We start from the raw sequence: 15,715 nt of genomic DNA, 5'->3' as shown, positions 1-15,715 counted from the left end.
AGACGCCATGCAACAGGCTGACTTCATCATCATCGGCGCCGGTATCGCCGGTGCTTCCACTGGCTTCTGGCTGTCTCGCCACGGCCGCGTGCTGGTGCTGGAACGCGAGGAGCATGCTGGCTACCACTCCACCGGCCGTTCCGCTGCGCTCTATACCGTCGCCTACGGCACGCCTCAGGTACGCGCGCTGACCGCCGCGAGTCGAGCGTTCTTCGACGCGCCGCCGGAAGGATTCAGCGAGCATCCTCTGCTCACTCCGCGCGGCGAGATGGTGGTGGACTTCACCGGCGATGCCGAGGAACTGCAGCGTCAGTTCGACAGCGCCCTGGAAAACGTCCCCGACATGCAAATGCTCACGCCTGACCAGGCCTGCGCCCTGGTGCCGGTACTGCGCCGGGACAAGGTGCAGGGCGCCATGCTCGATCCCAGCGCCGCCGATATCGACACCGATGCGTTGCATCAGGGCTACCTGCGCGGAATTCGCCGCAACGGCGGCGAAGTGCGCCACAGCTGCGAAGTGACCGGTATCAGTCGCGACGGCGATCAGTGGCGGGTGGAAACCTCTCAGGGCAGCTTCCAGGCCCCGACACTTATCAATGCGGCCGGTGCCTGGTGCGACCAGCTCGCGCAGCTTGCCGGCGTCCAGCCCCTGGGACTGCAACCCAAGCGCCGCGCCGCGTTCATCTTCTCTCCGCCCGAAGGCGTGGACGCTCACAAGTGGCCGGCGCTGGTGAGCCTGGACGAATCCTTCTATTTCAAGCCGGATGCCGGAATGCTGCTGGGTTCGCCGGCCAATGCCGACGCGGTCGATCCGCACGACGTGCAGCCGGAAGAGCTGGACATCGCCCTCGGCATCTACCAGATCGAGGAACACACCAATATGAGTATTCGCCGCCCTGCGCGGGTCTGGGCCGGGCTGCGCTCCTTCTTCCCCGATGGCGACCTGGTGTCCGGTTACGATCAGCGCACGCCGGACTTCTACTGGGTAGCAGGGCAGGGCGGCTACGGTATCCAGACCTCCGCCGCGATGGGCGAGGCCAGTGCGTGCCTGATCCTGCGCCGCCCACTGCCTGAGCACCTGACGCAATTCGGCCTGACCGAGGCCATGCTCTCCCCTGCGCGGCTGGGGTGACGACGTTGGCGCTTTGCGCCACACTCGCTGCGCCGGGCTTTGCGCCCGGCGCCGATCTTTCCGCTCCAGGAGCTGCTTCATGACCCCTCGCCCAGACCTCGCCCTGGATAACTATCGCGCCATCGCGGACGCCATTGCCACGCTGTTCTTTCCCCATGCCGAGGTGGTGCTGCACGACCTGCGTACACAGAAGATCGACTACATCGCCAACAACATCTCCAAGCGTTGCGTCGGCGACGATGCGGCGTTGGAAGACATGCTTGGCGAGGAAGTGGACGAGCGGAACATCGGCCCCTACGAGAAACTCAACTGGGACGGCCAGAAGATCCGGTCCGTGAGCACCGTACTGCGCGATGCCCAGGGCGCTCCGCTTGCCGTGCTCTGCATCAACCTGAACATCTCCATGTTCGAGGCGGCCAAGGCAGCGCTCGACCTGTTCCTCTCTTCCAGCAAACTCATTCCCCAGCCTGATGCGCTGTTCCGCGACGACTGGCAGGAGCGCATCAACACCTTCCTGCACAACTGGCTGCGCCAGCGCCAGCTCGGCCTCAACCTGCTGACCCGCGATCACAAGCGCGAACTGGTCCTCGCCCTGCATGCCGAGGGTGCCTTCAAGGGCAAGAGCGCTGCCAACTACGTGGCCAACGTGCTCAATATGGGCCGCGCCACCGTGTACAAGCACCTCAAGGAGCTGAAGGAAGAGTCGGTCTGAGCGGTTTGTTTTTTTGTGGGAGCGAATTCATTCGCGATTCGGGCCCACGGACCGCTGCGCGGTCCTTCGCGTATGAATCCGCTCCCACAGCAAGCAGGCCTTGCTCTGTATGAGGTGCTGTGCGCGCCTAGGGTGTGCGCAGCCTGCGCCTGAACGCCCCCGGTGTTTCCCCACACAATTGCTTGAACAACTTTGCGAACGTCGCCCTGTCGGCATAACCCACCTGCGCCGCTATCTGTTCCAGGGAGCGCGCCGGGTTGCGCAGGGCGGTCTGCGCCGCGCTGATGCGCAGGCGTTGCAAGTAGGCATTCGGAGTCAGGCCGGTAGCGGCCTTGAAGCGCCGCAGCAGAGTGCGGCCCGAACAATGGCCGCGGGCCGCCAGGGCCTCCAGATCCAGCGGCTCGGCCAGGTTCCGTTGCAGCCAGAGCAACAGAGGCCCGATCTGTGGATCATCGCCGCCAGTGGCTGGCAGCAATGGCGCGAAGCGCGATTGGTGGCCCCGCTGCATGTCGAACACCATGGCGCCGGCTACCCGTTGCGCGAGCCAGTCACCACCGTGCCAGCCGATCAGATACAGGCAGAGGTCCAGTCCCGCCTGGGCGCCGCCCGAACAGAACAGGTTGCCGTCCTCGGTCAGCATGGCGTCCGCTTCCAGCCGAACCTGTGGATAACGCTTGCGAAAGGCCGGTGCCAGTGCCCAATGGGTGGTGGCGCGGCGTCCGTCGAGTCGACCGGAGGCGGCCAGCAGGAAGGCGCTGCTGCAAAGGCTGGCGAGTTGCTGGGTATGCGGGCGGGCAGCCAGCCAGGGCAGTAGAGCCTGATTGGCGGCCAGAGTCTTCTCCACCCCGGGTCCGGTCGCAGTCAGCAATACAAGGTCGGCCTCTTCCGCCAACGCCAGGTCGCCGTCTACCCGTACCTCCGCCATGCCGATATCCACAGACTGGCCATCACGGCTGAAGCGCTGGACCTGGAACAGCGGCTCGCCGGCCAGCTGGTTGGCCAGGCGGAAGGCGTCATCGGCCGTTGCCAGGCTGGAGCAGACAGTCTGCGGGCAGACGAACAGGGCGACGCGGATCATGGCGCGAACTCGGTAGCTGGGTTGGCGATTATTGACACAAAGTTGGCAATGCCGCCAATCGCGGTCCGCGCCATTCGGGTCAATACTGCTAGCCATACAGTCCTTGTCGGAAGTCGCCCATGGCTCACCCCAACGCCGAACTCATCACCCGTTTCTACCAAGCCTTCCAGCAGCTCGACGCCGAGGCCATGGCCGCCTGCTACAGCCCGGACGTGCACTTCAGTGATCCGGTCTTCACCGATCTCAATGGCCAGGAAGCCGCTGACATGTGGCGCATGCTTGCAAGCCGCGCCCAGAAGTTCAGCCTGAACTTCGATGGCGTCGAGGCCGATGACCTTTCCGGTCGCGCCAATTGGGTCGCCACCTACCTGTTCAGCCAGACCGGGCGCATGGTGGAGAACCGCATCCAGGCACGCTTCCTCTTTTCCGACGGCAAGATCATCGAGCACCACGACAGCTTCGACCTCTGGCGCTGGGCTCGCCAGGCCCTGGGGGCCAAGGGGACGCTGCTGGGCTGGCTGCCGCCGGTGCAGAACGCAATTCGCCAGCAGGCGGCGCGAGGACTCGCGGCGTACCGCGCCGGGGCACTGAAGGACTTGTCTTGATCCGTTGAGGCGATGCCTAATGCGGCGGCCTTCCGTCAGGACCCCGCAATGCCCGAGCAAACCGAATCCACCCCCGCCAGCAAGCCTTGGTACGTCTACCTGGTGCGCGCCGAGAACGGTGCCCTCTATTGCGGCATCAGCGACGACCCGCAGCGGCGTTTTGCCCAGCACCAGAGTGGCAAGGGGGCGAGGTTCTTCCACTCCAGCCCGGCCCGCGCCCTGGTATTCGTCGAGGCATGTGCCGACAAGAGCGAAGCGCTGCGCCGAGAGCGCGCCATCAAACAATTGCGCAAGGCTGCCAAGGAGCGCCTGGTAACCCTTAATCCAGCGGGCTGATGCCGCGCTATCAGGCGCAGGGCATGGGCCACCCCGCTTGCCCCGGGTAAGCTGCGTTATTCACAAGACCTGACGCGGAGACCGTCATGCACGAGCTGATCCTGCACCACTACCCGACTTCGCCCTTCGCCGAGAAGGCCCGTCTGATGCTGGGCTTCAAGCAGTTGTCCTGGCGTTCGGTGAAGATCCCGCCGGTGATGCCCAAGCCCGATCTCATCGCCCTGACCGGCGGTTATCGCAAGACCCCGGTGCTGCAAGTGGGGGCCGACATCTACTGCGACACTGCTCTCATCGCTCGCCGCCTGGAGGCAGAGAAAGCCACCCCGGCGTTCTTCCCGGAAGGTCAGGAACTCAACGTCGCCAGCTTCGCCCAGTGGGTGGATACGGTGGTGTTCCAGCATGCCGTAGCCCTGGTGTTCCAGCCGGAGTCGGTGGCGGTTCGCTTCGGCAAACTGCCCCCGGAAATGTTGAAGGCGCTCTTGGCCGACCGTGCCGGGCTGTTCAGTGGCGGCAGCCTCACCCGCCTGCCGCTGGAGCAGGCCAAGCACAATTGGCCGGCCATCATGGGACGTGCCGAGCAGCAACTGGCGCGCAGTGAAGGCGATTTCCTGTTCGGCGAGCCCTCCATCGCCGATTTCTCCCTGGCGCATTGCCTGTGGTTCCTCAAGGGCACCCCGGTGACTGCGCCGCTGGTGGACGACTATCCGGAAGTGGCCGCCTGGCTGGGCCGGGTGCTGGGCTTCGGTCATGGCTCGCCGAGTGAGTTGTCGTCTGGCGAGGCTGTGGATATCGCCCGCAACGCCGCGCCGGCCGCCTTGCCTGTCGAGGACTTCGTCGACCCCAATGGCTTCGCGCCGGGCCAGAAGGTACTGGTGGCAGCTACCGACTACGGCGTTGATCCGGTGGAAGGCGAGCTGGTGTTCGCCGGCCGCGAGGAGATCATCCTGCGTCGCCAGGATGAGCGTGCCGGCGTGGTGCATGTACACGTCCCGCGCCTGGGGTTCCGCATCGAGGCTCGGTGAGTCGGGGCGAACCGCTTTCCTGTAGGGGCGAATGAGTTCGCCCCTACAGGAAAAACGAAGCCCGGCTTTTGCCGGGCTTCGTCGTTATCAGTCCTTGCGCCGTTTCAGCTGATCCTTCAACTGGGTCGGCAGCTGACGAATGATCAGCATGTCGCGGCCTTCGTCATATTCGATCTTCGAACCCAGCAGGTGGGCTTCGAAGCTGATCGACAGGCCTTCGGCTCGACCGGTGAAGCGCTGGAACTGGCTGAGAGTGCGCTTGTCCGGCGGAATCTCCGGAGACAGCCCGTAGTCCTTGTTGCGGATGTGCTCGTAGAAGGCACGTGGGCGGTCTTCGTCGATCAGGCCGGACAGTTCGTCGAGGGTGATCGGCTCGCCCATCTTCGCCTGGGTGGTGGCGTAGTCGACCAGGGTCTTGGTCTTCTCACGGGCCTGTTCCTCGGCCAGGTCTTCGCTTTCCACGAAGTCGCTGAAGGCCTTGAGCAGAGTGCGCGTTTCGCTCGGCGGGTCGACCCCTTCCTGGCAGCCGATGAAGTCGCGGAAGTAATCCGAGACCTTCTTGCCGTTCTTGCCCTTGATGAAGGAGATGTATTGCTTCGACTGCTGGTTGTTCTGCCACTCGGAGATGTTGATGCGCGCCGCCAGGTGCAACTGGCCCAGGTCCAGGTGCTTGGCCGGCGCCACTTCCAGTGAATCGGTCACGGCAACGCCTTCGCTGTGGTGCAGCAGGGCGATGGCCAGGTAGTCGGTCATGCCTTGCTGGTAGTGGGCGAGGAGCACGTGGCCGCCGGTGGAGAGGTTGGATTCCTCCATCAGCTTCTGCAGGTGCTCGACCGCCTGGCGGCTGAAGGCAGTGAAGTCGCGGGCGCCGTCCTGGTACTCCTTCAGCCAGCCACTGAAGGGGTAGGCGCCGGATTCCTCGTGGAAGAAGCCCCAGGCCTTGCCCTGCTTGGCGTTGTAGCTTTCGTTGAGGTCGGCCAGGAGGTTCTCCATGGCCTGGGACGCGCCCAGTTCGCTATCCCGGGCATGCAGCACGGCGGCGCTGCCGTCGGGCTTCTTGTCGATGAAGTGAACGATGCAGTGGCGGATAGGCATGGATCTTCGCTCTCAGGGACACATCCGGCGCGAGGACGCGCCGGCAGGAAAAGTGCGCCAGTTTACCCGACCTGCTCTTCGGCTGCCTGTCGTCTCTGCAGCGCCTGCAGCCGTTCAATCACATAGCGCAGGTGCACGTGCAGGTCATACAGCTCGTTGGAATAGGACAGCGGCACTTCCACCTTGGCCAGGCGCCGTTCCAGTGTTTCCAGCTCGTCGATCTGTGCAGCGAGCTGACCCGGTGGCGTGTTGGAGTCCAGTTTGCGGTCGATTTCGCGCAGGTACTTGTACCAGCGGTAAATACGCGCGCGGATGCGCCAGCGGTAGATCGGGCCTACCGCCTTGGTCAGCGGGATCATGATCACCAGCAGCGGGATCAGCAGGATGATGTAGCGGTCGGCCAGCGAGGCGATGCGGAAGGGCAGGTAGCGCTGCAGGATCGGCAACCCCTTCTCGTAGTAGTAGTCGGCTTCGCTCAGGCTTGAGAGCGTCTGCGGTTTGGCAGCCGGATAGGTGCCGGGCGGATCGAGCAGGGTGCCGTTCTTCATGACTTCGCGGGCTGCTTCGAGGATCAGCGGCGTGAGCGAGGGGTGGAACTCGTCGTTCGCTACCAGGGTGGCCACCGGAGCCAGGGTTCGGATGTCCCGCGAAGGGCTGTTGCTGGAGAGATTGAGCAAGCCTTCGCCCACCTCCAACTTGGTCAGGTAGGGCAGGCGGGCGCGATAGGCAGCGCTGCGGCGCAGGCTGACCAGGTCCAGCTCCGGACTGGCCGCCAGGCGCTGCACCACTGCGCTTTCCGCCGGGCCGAGGAAGAAGCCGGCGTCCAGCTCGCCGCCGAGCAGGGCATTGGCTGCCGGGCTGCCGCTGATGGGCTGCCACTGTGGCGGATAGCGTTCGGGGCTGATCTGGTTGGCGGCGAGGATCGCGTCGCTGACCGAGCGGGTGCCGCTGTTCGGTGCGCCGATCGCGAGTCGTAGCTGCAGCAGGTCGGCCATGCTGTCGATGTCCAGTTCCTTGCGCTTGAACAGCCAGAGCGGCTCCTGGTACATCACGCCGAGGCCGTGCAGATGCTCGCGCTGTTTCGCATTCAGGGTGAGTTCCTGGCCACTCTGGACCAGGGCGATATCCACTTCGCCGCTTTGCAGCTTGGCCAGGTTGTCCAGCGAGCCGGTACTGCGCACCAGCTCCAGCTCGAAGCCCTGCTTGGCCAGTTCCTCCTTGAGCTTTTCACCAAAGGCGTTGTAGCCGCCCGAGGGGCCGCCGGTGGCCAACCGTGCGTGCATGGGCGGCGGTGGCGCGACGAAGTAGAAGAGTGCACCAATAAGCGCCGCCATCACCGGGATCAGCCAGAGGTTGGCCAGGAGCATGATCTTGATGTCGCGAAATATGCGTTGCATGTCTGTCCTTGTCTGCAGCGAATGCTGGGAAGGATAGCGGCTCCGTGGTTGCCAGGCCGCGAAGGAAATGACAGGGTTGCCGGCATTTCCGTTCCGTTACCGTGATTCCTGATGCGCATTCTCCATACCTCTGACTGGCACTTGGGCCAGCACTTCATGGGCAAGACCCGACAGGCCGAGCACCAGGCTTTCTGCCGCTGGTTGATCGAGCAGGTACGTGAGCGCGAGGTCGACGCTGTGCTGGTCGCTGGCGATGTGTTCGATACTGGCGCGCCGCCCAGCTACGCCCGCGAGCAGTACAACCAGTTCATCGTCGAACTGCGGGACACCGGTGCCAGCTTGGTGGTGCTTGGCGGCAACCACGATTCGGTGGCGATGCTTGGCGAAAGCCGCACGTTGCTCGCGCAGCTGGATACGCGTGTGGTGCCGGCGGTTGGCGTCGAACCGGACGAGCAGCTGCTGGTGCTCAAGCGCCGCACCGGTGAACCGGGCGCGATTCTCTGCGCCATCCCCTTCATCCGCCCGCGCGATGTGCTGCTGAGCCAGGCCGGACAGAGTGCAGCGGACAAGCAGCTGTCCTTGCAGCAGGCGATCCAGGACCACTATCAGAAACTCTTTGCCCTGGCCGAGCAGCGCCGCGCCGAACTGGGCGGTGGCCTGCCCATCGTCGCCACCGGCCACCTGACCACCGTGGGCGCCAGCGCAAGCGAGTCGGTGCGGGAAATCTACGTCGGTGCGCTGGAAGCCTTCCCCACCAGCGCTTTCCCGGCGGCGGACTACATCGCCCTCGGACATATCCACAGGCCGCAGAAGGTAGGGGGGCTGGAACACATCCGCTATTGCGGCTCCCCCATTCCGTTGTCTTTCGATGAGGCTCGACAGCAGAAGGAAGTGTTGCTGGTGGAGCTGGACAGCATTGGACTGCACAAGGTGGAAGCCCTGGCAGTGCCGCGCTTCCAGGCCCTCTACTCGCTGCGTGGCAGTCTGTCGGAGTTGCCGGCCCTGTTCGCCGAGGTGGCGCGGGATGGCAGCTCGCAGCAGCCGGTCTGGGTGGAAGTGCAGATCAGTACGGACGACTACCTCAGCGACCTCCAGGCACGTCTGGCGGCACTCTGCGACGGTCTGCCGGTGGAGGTGTTGCGCATCCGCCGCGAGCGCGGTGCAACCCAGGCCGGCCTGCAGCGCGAGGCACGGGAAACCCTTGATGAGCTGAATCCGGAAGAGGTGTTCGACAAGCGTCTGGAAAGCGAGGAGCTGGACCAGACGCTGCGGCAGCAGCTTCAAGGGCTGCACCGCGACGTGCTGGCCGAGTTGCAGGAGGGCCAGGCATGAAGATCCTCAGCTTGCGCCTGAAGAACCTCAACTCGCTCAAAGGCGAGTGGAAGGTCGATTTCACTGGCGAACCCTTCGCCGGCAACGGCCTGTTCGCCATCACCGGCCCCACCGGCGCTGGCAAGACGACCCTGTTGGACGCCATCTGTCTCGCGCTTTACCACCGCACACCGCGCATGGGCACGGTGTCGGCCAGCATCAACGAGCTGATGACCCGCCACACCGCCGATTGCCTGGCGGAGGTGGAGTTCGAGGTGAAGGGCGTGGCCTATCGCGCCTTCTGGAGTCAGCGCCGCGCACGCGACAAGGCCGATGGCGGCCTGCAGCCGCCCAAGGTGGAGCTGGCGCGGGTGCTGGATGGGGAAATCCTCACCGACAAGATCAACGACAAGCTCAAGCTGACCGAGAGCCTCACTGGCCTCGATTTCGAGCGTTTCACCAAGTCCATGCTGTTGGCCCAGGGCGGCTTCGCCGCGTTTCTGGAGGCCAACGCCAACCAGCGCGCGGAGTTGCTGGAAGAACTGACCGGCACCGAGATCTATGGGCGCGTATCCCAGCGGGTGTTCGAACGCACCCGCGAAGTGAAGGCCGGGCTGGATCAGCTGCGCGCCCGCGCCGAAGGCGTGGAGTTGCTGAGCGATGACACGCGCGCAGCCTTGCAACAGGAAGCCGGCATTCTCGCCGACGAAGAGCGCCTGCTGCAGAGTCGCCAGGCTGACCTGCAACGCCAGCGACAATGGCGCGATGAGCTGGACAAGGCTCTGGCCCGCCAACAGGCTGCCGGGCAACAGGGGCAGTCTGCCCGAGCCGCTCTAGAGCAGGCGCAGCCGCAATTGTCGCGCCTGGCTGCCAGCGAGCCGGCCAGCCAGCTGTTGCCCTTGCATCGCGACTGGCAGCGGACGCAGCAGCAATTGAACCAGGGTGAAAGCGAGTTACGGGTCACCCGGCACGACCTGCAGACACTGGCCGAACGCATCCTCGACCAGTTGTGGCGGGGTGCCCAGTTCGGCGAGCAGTGGGTGCAGGCGCGCCAGAATGCCCTTGAAGGCCTCCAGGCCGAGCGAGAGACCCTGCAAAGAAGGTTGGCCGAACAACCCCAGCGGTCCCGGCTGGGCGAGCACCTGGGGGGCTGGCGGGCCGAATTCGGCGCCCTGGCCCGGCGCCAGGAAGAGTTGAGCGGATTACAGCGTGCCCAGGCGGATTTGAAGCGCCAGACCGATGAGCTGGGCGTGCGCTTCGGCCTGTCCAGCAGCACTTTGGAAAGTGCCAGGGCCGAACAGGGCCAGGCGCTTCAGGCGGAGGAAGAAGCCCAGGTCCGGCTCGATGGGCTTCTGGGGGGGCTGGATGACGCCGCGCTTCGCACGCAGTGGCAGCAACTGTTGGAGCGAGGGCGCCAACTGGAGCGTCTTGAACAACTGTCGCAGCAACGCCGGCAATTGGCCGAGCGCCAATCACGCGCTCGTGAGCAGCTGCAACCGTTGCAGGACGAGCAGAAAAACCTGGTCGAACAGCGCGACGGCCTGCGCCGTCGCTTCGCCGAATTCAAGCAACAGATCGCCGACAAGGAAAAGCTTCTCGAGCAGGAACAGCGCATCCAGCAACTCGAGGCATACCGTGCCGCCTTGCAGCCGGGGGAAGCCTGCCCGCTGTGCGGCTCTCTCGAGCACCCGGCCATCGCCGAGTACCAGGCGCTCAACCTTTCCGCCACCCAGCAGGCGTTGCAGGACTGCAGGGCAGCCCAGGACGTGGTACGCCAACAGGGCGAAACCCTGAGCAACCGCCTGGCTTCCGTGGAAGCGCAGGTGACTCAGCTGGGCGAAGCCTTGCAAGGTGCCGAGGTTGAACAGCGCCAGTACGTGGAGCAATGGCGCGAGCTGTGCCAGGCGCTGGAGCTGCAATTGCCGGACCTGGCTGCCCTGCAGACCGAGTTGCAAGGCCATGCCGCGCGGCTGCATGCGCTGCAGGATCGACTGGCACAACTGGACCAGTTCAAGGCTGCGCTGATCTCTGCCCGCGACCTGCGCCAGCAGCGCGACAAGGCGCTGCACGATTGCACGAGCCAGCTCGCCTTGCTGGAGAAAGACCAGGCCAGTCTGCGCCAGCAGGAACGGGCCAACGTCCAGCGGCTGGAGCAACTGGACCACGAACAGGGCGCGGCGCGCGTGCAGTTGTCCACAGGCCTGGCGACACTGGGCTACAGCTTGCCCGCGGCAGGCGACGCCTGGCTCGCCGAGCGTGAAGCCGAATGGCAGCAGTGGCAGCAGGACCAGGCAGCCAGCCAGCAACTGGAAGTCCGGCTGCGTGACCAGCAGCATGCCCTGGACGCCGCTCGGGAACAGGCCCGCCTTTGGCAAGGCCGCTGGCAGGCCGCCGGACATAACGGTCAGACGCCGCTGGCGCCAGTGGATGATCCCCAGGCCGCGCTGGCGCTGGTGCAGACCGAGCTGGACGTTGCCCAGCAGCGACTCAACCAGCTCAAAGGCAGCGAGCGCAGCCAGGACCAACGGGTCCAGGAAGTCCGGCACCAGCTGCACGTGCAGCTCGATGCCTGGCGGCAGGGGCTGGCGGCGAGTCCCTTTGCCGATGAAGCAGCTTTTCTTGCCGCCTTGCTGGATGAGGCGGAGCGTAATGCCCTGCTTGAACTGCAGCAGCGACTGAATCGCGAGCTGGGTGATGCCGAGGCCCTGTGGGCCGACGCCCGGGCCCAGGCTGAACGCCTGCAGGCAGAGCCGCAGAGTGAGCTGGACCGCGAGCGGCTGGAGAGTGAATGGCAGGCACTGGGCGAGCGCACGCGCGAACTCAGCCAGCGTCAGGGAGAAATCCGTGCCCAGCTCTCCGGCGACGAGCAGCGCCGGCAGAATCAGCAGGCCTTGTTCGCCGACATCGCCCGGCAGGAAACCGAGTACGACCTCTGGCAACGCTTCAACAGCCTGGTGGGGTCGGCCGATGGCGCCAAGTACCGCAAGTTTGCCCAAGGCCTGACACTGGACCACCTGGTGCACCTGGCCAATCTGCAATTGCAGCGTCTGCACGGCCGGTATCAGCTGGCCCGTCGTCAGGGCGCGGAGCTGGAACTGGAGGTGGTGGACACCTGGCAGGCCGATGTCGTCCGCGACTGCAAGACTCTGTCCGGAGGCGAGAGCTTCCTGGTCAGCCTGGCGCTGGCGTTGGCGCTGTCCGATCTGGTCAGTCACAAGACCAGCATCGATTCGCTATTCCTCGACGAAGGCTTCGGCACCCTCGACGGTGAAACCCTGGAAGTAGCCCTCGACGCCCTGGATGCGCTGAACGCCAGCGGCAAGATGATCGGCGTGATCAGCCACGTCGAGGCGTTGAAGGAGCGTATTCCGGTGCAGCTCAAGGTGCACAAGGGCGTGGGCATGGGCTACAGCCGGCTGGATGCGCGCTTCGCAGTTAGCGCGTAGGCCAGTCGGTCAGCGCAGGAGCGAATTTATTCGCGAATGAATTCGCTCCTGCAAGGCAACGCCGGTTACGGGCACGGGCGAGCGATCAGGCCCAGCGTTCCTTGCGCCAGGCTTCACGCCCGGCGGCATCGAAGAAGGTCCAGGCGACGAAACGGCTCTGCTTCTGACCCTGGGCCATCTCCAGCACGCGGATCTCTGCGGAATCGCTGCGACGCAGGCGGGCCTCGATACCGGGCAGGTTGCCAGCCTTGGAAACCAGGCTGCTGAACCAGAGCACCTGTGCCTTGAATTGCACGCTCTCATCCACCATCCGTTCCAGGAAACCGACTTCACCGCCATCGCACCAGAGTTCCGCACCCTGGCCGCCGAAGTTCAGCACCGGCAGCTTGCGCTTGGGATCGAGCTTGCCGAGGTTCTTCCACTTGCGCTGGCTGCCGCGGGTGGCTTCTTCCAGCGAGCTGTGGAAGGGCGGGTTGCACAGGGTCAGGTCGAAGCGTTCGCCCGGCGCGATCAGGCCCTTGAAGATATTGCGCGGCCCTGCCTGCTGGCGCAGGTCGATGGCGCCGCCCAACTGGTTGGACTGGACGATTGCGCGCGCCGAGCCGAGGGCTGTCGGGTCGATGTCGGCGCCGGTGAAGTGCCAGCCGTACTCGCTATGGCCAATCAGCGGGTAGATACAGTTGGCGCCAACGCCGATATCCAGTGCCTGGATGTCCTTGCCATGGGGAATCCGCCCGCCGTTGTCCCCGGCCAGCAGGTCGGCCAGGCCGTGCAGGTAATCGGCACGGCCTGGTATGGGGGGGCAGAGGTAGCCAGCGGGGATGTCCCAGTGCTGGATGCCATAGAACTGCCGCAGCAGGGCCCGGTTGAACACCTTGACCGCCTCCGGATTGGCGAAGTCGATGCTCTCCTTGCCGTAGGGGTTGGTGATCACGAAGCGCGCCAATTCCGGGCTGCCCTGGATCAGCTGGGGAAAGTCATAGCGGCCCTGGTGGCGGTTGCGCGGATGCAACTGACCCTTGGCAGGCGCTGCAGTCGATTTGGCAGTGGCGGGGCGGGGACGCTTTGGCGGTTGCGGCATGGCGGCGGTATCGGCGGGGGAAAACGAGGAATTTTCCCATAAGAGGGCACCTCACGTCAGGAAAGGTGAAGGGCGCGGCCCAGGTAATCGAAGAACAGGCAATAGAGGGCAATCGGCAGTGGCAGGCCGAGGAGCGTGCCAATGAGGTAGTGGCGGAAGCGCACGCCGCTGAGGCTGAGCGCGTAGTTGAGCGCCGGAACCGTCTGGAACAGCATTCGCAGCAGCGTGATAACAGCCACCGGGCGTTCGTCGAGGTGAGCGAAAATGCGCTTCGCCAGCCGGTTGTCCATCTCGCGCAGGGCGCTGCCGCCCAGCCAACGGATGAGCAGAAAGGTGAAACAGCAAGAGAAGGTCGCCGCCAGGTAAGTGGCCAGCCCGCCCCACAGGCGCCCCAGGGCCAGCACGGCGGCGGCGAGGAAAATCCAGCCGGGAATCTGGATCAGGTTACCCAGTGCGAACAGCAACGCAAAGAGCACCAGGCCCCAGACTTTGTGGGCCAGCAGCGTGTCGTGCAGGTATTGCAGGCTCAGGTGCTCGCGCATTCCGCTGAACTGGAACGCTGCCAGCAATAACCCGAGGAAAAGGGCTACCAGCAGCAGGCGACGGTATTTGTGCATTGTCCCAGCCCTTGGGGGAGTTCCCATCATTGAAGCTCAGAGCGGGAACACCAGCGGTACCAGGAAGACGCTGACGATCATCACCAGGATCGTGAAGGGCACTCCTACCTTCACGAAGTCGCCGAAGCGGTATTGCCCAGGCCCCAGCACGAGGGTGTTCACCGGTGAGGAAATCGGCGTCATGAAGGCTGCCGATGCCGCCAGGGCGACGATCATCGCGAAGGGGTAGGGCGACATCCCCAACTGCTGGGCGGTGGCAATGGCGACCGGCGCCATGAGCACGGCGGTGGCTGTGTTGGAAATGAACAGGCCGATCAGCGCGGTGACGATGAACAGGCAGGCGAGCATGGCGTAGGGGCCGGCATTGCCCAGCAGCGCAACCAGCCCTTTCACTGCCAGGTCGATGCCGCCGGTTTGCTGCAGGGCCTGGGCGAAGGGCAACATGCCGACGATGAGGATCAGGGTCGGCCAGTGGATGGCGCGGTAGGCGCTGTCCAGGTCGATGCAGCGGAATGCCCCCATCAGCAGGCAGCCGATCAGTGCGGCCATCACATTGGGCACCAGGCCGCTGACCATCAGGAAGATCATCACTGCAAGACTGAGCAGGGCGTAGGGGGCCTTTCGCGCTGTTGGAGCCACTTCGTCCACCTCGGCAGGCAGGCTCAGTACCAGGAAGTCGCGGCTTTGCCCCTGCAAGTGGTGAATGGCCTTCCACTCACCTGCCACCAGCAGGGTGTCGGAGGCCTTCAGCTTCTCGTCCACCAGCACGCCTTCCAGCGCCTCGCCATGGCGGCGCAGACCCACCACGTTGAGCTGGTGGCGCGAGCGGAAACCCAGTTCCTGGATGGTCTTGCCCGGCAGTTTCGACTCGGGCGGCAGGGCCACCTCGGCCAGCCCCAGCGAATGGGCGTGCAGGCTGTAGTAGGAAGAGGGCAGCGGCAGAGGTTCCAGGCCGAGTTCCTCGTAGGCACCCAGCAGGCCGATAGCCGGGCTGGCCAGGTCCACCAGTAGTACGTCACCGGGCTCCAGCAGGGTATTGCCGGTGGCCATCAGCAGCAGGGTGCGGAAGCGGCGCTGGCGTTCGACGGCGATCACGTTGATGCCGTACTGCTTGCGCAGCTCCAACTCGTTGAGGGCCTGGCGAACCAATGGTGAATCAGCACGTACTTTCAGGCGCCTTTCGCGGTCCTCAAGCGCATAGGCCGTGGCCAGGTCGGCGAGGGTCAAGCGCGGTGCGGCGTCGGCCTGGTCAACGCCTCTGGGGGTCAGCCAGTGGCGGGTCAGCAGCATGTAGACGATGCCCATCGCCAGTACTGCAAGGCCAACCGGTGTCAGGCTGAAGAAGCCGAAGCCGTCGAGGCCGGCGCGGCGCAGTTCGCTGTGCACCACCAGGTTGGGCGCGGTGGCGACCAGGGTGAGCATGCCGCTGATTAGTCCGGCGAAGGCCAGGGGCATCATCAGGCGCGCCGGGGCGATCTTCAGCCGCGCGGCGACACCCAGGGCGACCGGAATGAAAATGGCCACCACGCCTGTGGAGCTCATGACGGAGCCCAGGCCCGCAGCGGCCAGCATCAGCAGCACCAGCAGACGCGTCTCGCTGCTGCCGGCCCGGGCCACCAGCCAGTCACCCAGGCGGTAGGCGATGCCGGTGCGGACCAGGCCGTCACCGATGACGAAGAGGGCGGCGATCAGCACGACGCTGGCGTCACTGAAGCCAGCCAGGGTGTGGCTGATATCAAGAATGCCGGTCAATGGCAGGGCGACGATGACCAGCAGGGCAACCACGTCCATGCGTGGCTTGTTAAGGACGAACAGGGTGATGGCGGCCATGAGCAGGCCCAGCACCATCAGCAGATCGACGTTCAATCGGTACTCCCGGAGGT

General features: G+C 64.9%; 13 protein-coding genes. 7 read left to right on the top strand and 6 right to left on the bottom strand.

Features of this window, described 5'->3' with window-relative positions; all coding sequences use genetic code 11:
* Window positions 1-7: 7 nt before the first annotated feature.
* Both E8E75_RS16545 and E8E75_RS16540 read left to right on the top strand, forming a co-directional pair.
* Window positions 8-1,132 carry an FAD-binding oxidoreductase gene (locus tag E8E75_RS16545; protein ID WP_153922295.1) on the top strand — a complete coding sequence of 375 codons (1,125 nt, stop codon included), beginning with the start codon at window positions 8-10 and terminating at the stop codon, window positions 1,130-1,132.
* Between the two features lie 79 nt (window positions 1,133-1,211).
* Window positions 1,212-1,844 carry a transcriptional regulator gene (locus E8E75_RS16540; protein ID WP_120652837.1) on the top strand — a complete coding sequence of 211 codons (633 nt, stop codon included), beginning with the start codon at window positions 1,212-1,214 and terminating at the stop codon, window positions 1,842-1,844.
* Between the two features lie 127 nt (window positions 1,845-1,971).
* On the opposite strand, the gene E8E75_RS16535 is transcribed toward E8E75_RS16540, so the two are convergent.
* Window positions 1,972-2,922, bottom strand: coding sequence for a helix-turn-helix domain-containing protein (locus E8E75_RS16535; RefSeq protein ID WP_153922298.1), 951 nt, complete (start codon window positions 2,920-2,922; stop codon window positions 1,972-1,974).
* A gap of 119 nt (window positions 2,923-3,041) precedes the next feature.
* Between E8E75_RS16535 and E8E75_RS16530 the strand changes: the two genes are divergently transcribed.
* The 3 genes from E8E75_RS16530 to E8E75_RS16520 all read left to right on the top strand — a co-directional run bounded on the left by E8E75_RS16530 (window position 3,042) and on the right by E8E75_RS16520 (window position 4,885).
* A complete protein-coding gene (locus E8E75_RS16530; RefSeq protein WP_120652835.1) occupies window positions 3,042-3,527 on the top strand; it encodes a nuclear transport factor 2 family protein in 486 nt (161 codons plus the stop codon).
* Window positions 3,528-3,575: 48 nt separating this feature from the next.
* A complete protein-coding gene (locus E8E75_RS16525; protein ID WP_120652834.1) occupies window positions 3,576-3,863 on the top strand; it encodes a GIY-YIG nuclease family protein in 288 nt (95 codons plus the stop codon).
* 86 nt (window positions 3,864-3,949) lie between these two features.
* On the top strand, window positions 3,950-4,885 hold the full coding sequence (locus E8E75_RS16520; protein WP_120652833.1) for a glutathione S-transferase family protein: 936 nt from the start codon (window positions 3,950-3,952) through the stop codon (window positions 4,883-4,885).
* Between the two features lie 87 nt (window positions 4,886-4,972).
* On the opposite strand, the gene yejK is transcribed toward E8E75_RS16520, so the two are convergent.
* Complete coding sequence (gene yejK / locus E8E75_RS16515; RefSeq protein WP_120652832.1) at window positions 4,973-5,980, bottom strand: nucleoid-associated protein YejK; 1,008 nt, start codon at window positions 5,978-5,980, stop codon at window positions 4,973-4,975.
* A gap of 62 nt (window positions 5,981-6,042) precedes the next feature.
* Window positions 6,043-7,377: a TAXI family TRAP transporter solute-binding subunit gene (locus E8E75_RS16510; RefSeq protein ID WP_153922301.1), complete on the bottom strand. Its 1,335-nt coding sequence runs from the start codon at window positions 7,375-7,377 to the stop codon at window positions 6,043-6,045.
* Window positions 7,378-7,488: 111 nt separating this feature from the next.
* Between E8E75_RS16510 and sbcD the strand changes: the two genes are divergently transcribed.
* Together sbcD and E8E75_RS16500 are read left to right on the top strand one after the other, a co-directional pair.
* A complete protein-coding gene (sbcD, locus tag E8E75_RS16505; protein ID WP_153922304.1) occupies window positions 7,489-8,709 on the top strand; it encodes an exonuclease subunit SbcD in 1,221 nt (406 codons plus the stop codon).
* A complete protein-coding gene (locus E8E75_RS16500; RefSeq protein WP_153922307.1) occupies window positions 8,706-12,134 on the top strand; it encodes an AAA family ATPase in 3,429 nt (1,142 codons plus the stop codon). Before sbcD ends, E8E75_RS16500 begins: the two co-directional genes overlap by 4 nt.
* Before the next feature lie 85 nt (window positions 12,135-12,219).
* On the opposite strand, the gene rlmF is transcribed toward E8E75_RS16500, so the two are convergent.
* Genes rlmF through E8E75_RS16485 form a run of 3 tightly spaced genes read right to left on the bottom strand, consistent with a single transcriptional unit; the run spans window position 12,220 to window position 15,698 of the window.
* The gene (rlmF, locus tag E8E75_RS16495; protein ID WP_153922310.1) at window positions 12,220-13,215 is read right to left on the bottom strand and encodes a 23S rRNA (adenine(1618)-N(6))-methyltransferase RlmF; all 996 of its coding nucleotides are present in this window, start codon (window positions 13,213-13,215) and stop codon (window positions 12,220-12,222) included.
* Between the two features lie 56 nt (window positions 13,216-13,271).
* On the bottom strand, window positions 13,272-13,832 hold the full coding sequence (locus tag E8E75_RS16490) for a VTT domain-containing protein (protein WP_153922313.1): 561 nt from the start codon (window positions 13,830-13,832) through the stop codon (window positions 13,272-13,274).
* A gap of 36 nt (window positions 13,833-13,868) precedes the next feature.
* A complete protein-coding gene (locus E8E75_RS16485; RefSeq protein WP_153922317.1) occupies window positions 13,869-15,698 on the bottom strand; it encodes an SLC13 family permease in 1,830 nt (609 codons plus the stop codon).
* Window positions 15,699-15,715: the final 17 nt, after the last annotated feature.

Source organism: Pseudomonas sp. BN606 (genome assembly GCF_029873115.1).
Classification (GTDB): Bacteria; Pseudomonadota; Gammaproteobacteria; order Pseudomonadales; family Pseudomonadaceae; genus Metapseudomonas.
This window is presented reverse-complemented; position numbering and strand designations above follow the sequence as displayed.